Here is a 4393-nt window from a genome sequence, read left to right as displayed (position 1 = left end):
CCGCGCCTGGCGGCGTTCGCGCTGGTAGTCGGCCTCGCGGCGCAGGTAGGCCAGGCTGTCGGGCAGGCCCTGCAACGCCGGCGCCAGCGGCGGCGACTGCAATTGCGCGGCCAGCCAGGCGCGCGGCTCGCCCATGCCGGTCAGGTCCCCGGGACGAGCGCCCAGGCCGAAGCGGTTGGCGGCGCTCAAGCTCTCGCGGCGGATCATGCGGCGCTCCGATGATGGCGACAGCCTTGCAAACGCGCAGCACGGGCCGCGGTTGACCGGCCGGTGGCGGCGTTGCGCCTGGCCGCCCTGCGACCTCCCGCCGGAGCGCGGCGCGGGCACAAAAAAAGGCCCGGCGCAGCGGCCGGGCCTTCGGGGACGCGTCGCAGGCGCGCTTACTTGATCAGGCGCAGCGCGAACGGGTAGCGGTAGGCGACGCCGTCGTTGGCCTTGATGCCGGCCAGGATGCAGAACACCAGGTTCACCACCCACACCACCGGCATCAGCAATCCGCCGATGACGATCACGCTGAGCACCACGCAGATCACGTACGCGATGGCGACGGTGATCTGGAAATTCAGCGCTTCCTTGGCCTGGTCGTTGAGGAAGGACTTGGCCGGATTGTCCTTGTTCACCAGCCAGATGATCAGCGGCACGATGAAGCCGGCGATGATCCCGGACAGATGGGTGATCAGCGCGACAGTGCGATCTTCCTGGGGGCCTGCCGAGGCCGGCGGCGGCGGCGGGGCAGTGACGTTGTCGAATTCGCTCATCGGTATTCCGTTCCTTTGGTGGTGAGGGGACAAGACGTTTGGCGCGTCACTCTCGGCGGCTGGCGCAGCGCTGTCAAGCCAAGCCGGCAAGGCGGGAAGACGCCTCGACGGGCTCAAGGATCGCCCGCTCGGCAACCGCGGCGCTGATCCGACGCCCCATACGGCAGCGGATCGCGCTAGCGGCGACCGAGCATGGCCTTGGCCGCCGCGTATAGGCTGACGCCCATCGCCACAAGCAGCATCACGACCAGCAGCCACCCGAACACGAGCACGGCACCGAAGATCAGCACGCTCGGCGCCAGCAAGACCGCACTCAGCAGGGACAGGCCGAAGCCCATCCGCATGGCCTGGCGCGCGTGTTCGGCGACGAACGGCTGCCTGCCCCGCATCGCCCACCATTGCGCGCCCGGCAACAGCCACAGCAACAGCAGCCACCACAGCGCGTAGTCCAGGTGCACATTGCAGGCGGCGAACAAGCCGATCCACGTCGACAGATGCGCAAATGCCGCCAGCGCGCGCTCCCACACGGGCGTGGTGCCGTCGGTGATCGTGTTCTCGGTGTCGCTTGCCTGCATGCCTGTGCGTCCTTGCGCGCTGCCTGCGTCGCGGCGCTCAGTCGTTGCCGGCCACCGTCATCCTGCCGACCAGCACCGCGCCGATGTGCACGTGCGAGCGCACGTCGATGTCGGCGCCGACCGCCTCGATGTCCTGGAACATCTGCCGCAGGTTGCCGGCGATGGTGATTTCGTCCACCGGATAGGCGATTTCGCCATTCTCGATCCAGAACCCGCCAGCGCCGCGCGAGTAGTCGCCGGTGACCGGGTTGACGCCGTTGCCCATCAGGTCGGTGACCAGCAGGCCGCGCGGCAGGCCCTTGACGATGGTCTGCAGGTCGGGGGCATTGGCCGCCACCTGCAGGTTGTGCACGCCGCCGGCATTGGCGGTGGTCTGCAGGCCCAGCTTGCGCGCCGAGTAGCTGCCCAGCACGTAGCGCTGCAGCACGCCGTCGCGCACCAGCGGCGCCTCGCGGGTGGCCACGCCCTCGCCGTCGAAGGCGGCCGAGCGCAGGCCGCGGCGCAGGTGCGGCCGCTCGTCGATCGCGAACCACTCCGGGAACAGGCGGGTGCCGGCGCTGTCGAGCAGGAAACTGGCGCGGCGATACAGCGAACCACCGGACACCGCGCCGAGCAGATGCCCGATCAACGAGCGCGCCATCTCCGGCGCGAACAGCACCGGCACCTCGCCGGTCGGCAGCGAGCGCGGCTGCAGCCGCGCCACGGTGCGCTCGGCGGCACGGCGGCCGATCGCCGACGCGCGTTCCAGGTCCTCGCGTGCCAGCGCGCTGCTGTACCAGCCGTCGCGCTGCATGCCGTCGCCCTGCCCGGCGATCAGCGTGCAGGCGATCGAATGGTGGGTGCTGCGCTCGCAGCCGACGAAGCCGTGCGAATTGGCATAGACCGACAGGCTCTCGCTGCTGCCGGCCGAGGCGCCGTCGGAATTGCTGATCCGCGCATCGGCGTCGCGGCCGGCGGCCTCGCAGGCCAGCGCCAGGTCGATCGCCTCCTCGGCCTGCAGCGGCCACGGATGCCAACGGTCGTAATCCGGCTGCTCGCGCGCCATCAGCGCCGCCTCGGCCAGGCCGGCGGCCACATCGTCCTCGGTGTAGCGGGCGATGGCGCAGGCCTGGGCCACGGTGGCCTCCAGGCTGGACTCGTGCAGGTCGGCGGTACTGGCGCTGCCCTTGCGCTGGCCGAAGTAGACGGTGACGCCGATGCCGCGGTCGCGGGTGGACTCCACCGTCTCCACCGCGCCCAGGCGCACATTGACGTCCAGCCCGCGGTCTTCGCTGCAGCTGACCTCGGCCTGGCTGGCGCCGAGCGCGCGGGCGCGCGCCAGCAGCCGTTCGGCGATGTCGGACAGGCGCTCCAGGCGCTGCTGGCTGTCGTCGCGGTGCAAATCGGGGGTGATCGCGTTCAATGCTTTATCCTTGTTGTGCGAATCCCTTCGCCCCTGTCCGGCCGTCCTGGCCGGATGTGTTGATTTGATTTCCAGCCCGATCGAGTAGTACGAGCATGCGCGGACGCGACGAAGACACCGGTGAATTCCGCGGCGAAAGCCGCAGCCAGCAACGCCGCGAGGCGCTGGAAGTGCTGAGCCTGGGGGAGAAGCTGGTGGCGCTGACCCCGGCGCAGCTGGCCAAGCTGCCGGTGCCCGAGTCGCTGCTGCCGCACATCGCCGAGACCAAGCGCATCACCTCGCACATCGCGCACAAGCGGCAGCTGGCGTTCCTGGCCAAGCAGATGCGGCGCGAGGACGAGGCCGTGCTGGAAGCGATCCGCGAGGCGATGGACGTCAACAGCGACAGCGCGCGCCGCGAAGTGGCGGCCATGCACCGGGTGGAGGACTGGCGCGAGCGGCTGCTCGCCGAAGGCGACACCGCGCTGGCCGAACTGCTGTCCGAGCATCCCGACGCCGACCGCCAGCGGCTGCGCCAGCTGGTCCGCAACGCCAAGGACGAGCGGCTGAAGAACAAGCCGCCGCACGCTTACCGCGAGTTGTTCCGGGAGCTGCGCGAGCTGATCCTGGGTGGTGCGTCGGGAATGGGGAATGGAGAATCGGGAATCGAAGAAGCGGACGACGACGCGGCGTTCGACGACACGCGCGACTGAGGCGCGGCAACTTCGGTTGCCGCGCACGGCGGCCAGCGCGCTCCCAGCCCAGCAAGCGCGGTGCGCGATGAACCTATCCGCCAGGCCAGCAACGCCGCAGCACACCGCGGCGCCCGCTTTGCCGATTCCCGATTCCCGAATCCCCACTCCCGGCTCCTAGGCCGTCCCGCCCACGGTCAGCCCGTCGATCAGCAGCGACGGCTGGCCCACGCCCACCGGCACGCTCTGCCCGTCCTTGCCGCAGACGCCGACGCCCTCGTCCAGCGCCAGGTCGTGGCCGATCATGCGCACCTTCTGCATGGTCTCCGGGCCGTTGCCGATCAGGGTGGCGCCCTTCACCGGCGCGGTGACCTTGCCGTCCTCGATCAGGTAGGCCTCGGTGGCCGAGAACACGTACTTGCCGCTGGTGATGTCGACCTGACCGCCGCCGAAGTTGACCGCGTACAGGCCCTTCTTCACCGAGCGGATCATCTCCTCGGGATCGTGCTGGCCGGCGCGCATGTAGGTATTGGTCATGCGCGGCATCGGCAGGTGCGCGAACGATTCGCGGCGGCCGTTGCCGGTCGGCGCCACGCCCATCAGCCGCGCGTTGAGCGTGTCCTGCATGTAGCCGACCAGCACGCCGTCCTCGATCAGGGTGGTGCAGTTGGTCGCGGTGCCCTCGTCGTCGACGTTGAGCGAACCGCGGCGGCCGTCCAGGGTGCCGTCGTCGACGATGGTGACGCCGGGCGAAGCCACGCGCTGGCCGATGCGGCCGGCGTAGACGCTGGTGCCCTTGCGGTTGAAGTCGCCTTCCAGGCCATGGCCGACCGCCTCGTGCAGCAGCACGCCGGGCCAGCCCGGGCCCAGCACCACCTGCATGACCCCGGCCGGCGCCGGCACCGCCTCCAGGTTCACCAGCGCCTGGCGCAAGGCCTCGCGGGCGAAGGCTTCCGGGCGGCCGTCGGCGAACAGCGTGGCGTAGTC

The 4393-nt window shown here is 70.2% G+C and carries 5 protein-coding genes and 1 pseudogene; 1 reads left to right on the top strand and 5 read right to left on the bottom strand.

The annotated features are described in order from the left end of the window. The 4 genes and pseudogenes from D180_RS19720 to pmbA form a co-directional block, all read right to left on the bottom strand. Positions 1 to 207: pseudogene (locus D180_RS19720) on the bottom strand (DUF1800 domain-containing protein); the annotation flags it as partial. A gap of 173 nt (positions 208 to 380) precedes the next feature. Next, on the bottom strand, positions 381 to 758 hold the full coding sequence (locus D180_RS19715; RefSeq protein ID WP_017910613.1) for a DUF4870 domain-containing protein: 378 nt from the start codon (positions 756 to 758) through the stop codon (positions 381 to 383). Between the two features lie 176 nt (positions 759 to 934). Beyond that, positions 935 to 1333, bottom strand: a complete 399-nt coding sequence (locus D180_RS19710) for a DUF4870 domain-containing protein (RefSeq protein ID WP_017914124.1) — start codon at positions 1331 to 1333, stop codon at positions 935 to 937. 37 nt (positions 1334 to 1370) lie between these two features. Further along, on the bottom strand, positions 1371 to 2735 hold the full coding sequence (pmbA, locus tag D180_RS19705) for a metalloprotease PmbA (protein WP_017914123.1): 1365 nt from the start codon (positions 2733 to 2735) through the stop codon (positions 1371 to 1373). Between the two features lie 95 nt (positions 2736 to 2830). Here pmbA and yjgA point away from each other — a divergent pair, with 95 nt between their 5' ends. After that, positions 2831 to 3427, top strand: coding sequence for a ribosome biogenesis factor YjgA (gene yjgA / locus D180_RS19700; protein ID WP_017914122.1), 597 nt, complete (start codon positions 2831 to 2833; stop codon positions 3425 to 3427). 156 nt (positions 3428 to 3583) lie between these two features. Here yjgA and D180_RS19695 read toward each other — a convergent pair. Then, on the bottom strand, positions 3584 to 4393 hold an 810-nt coding region (locus D180_RS19695; protein WP_017914121.1), incomplete at its 5' end, for a metallopeptidase TldD-related protein.

The organism is Xanthomonas sp. SHU 166 (assembly GCF_000364685.1).
Lineage (GTDB): Bacteria > Pseudomonadota > Gammaproteobacteria > Xanthomonadales > Xanthomonadaceae > Xanthomonas_A > Xanthomonas_A sontii.
Note: the sequence above shows the minus strand (reverse complement) of the source record. Positions and strands in the feature narration are given on the sequence as shown.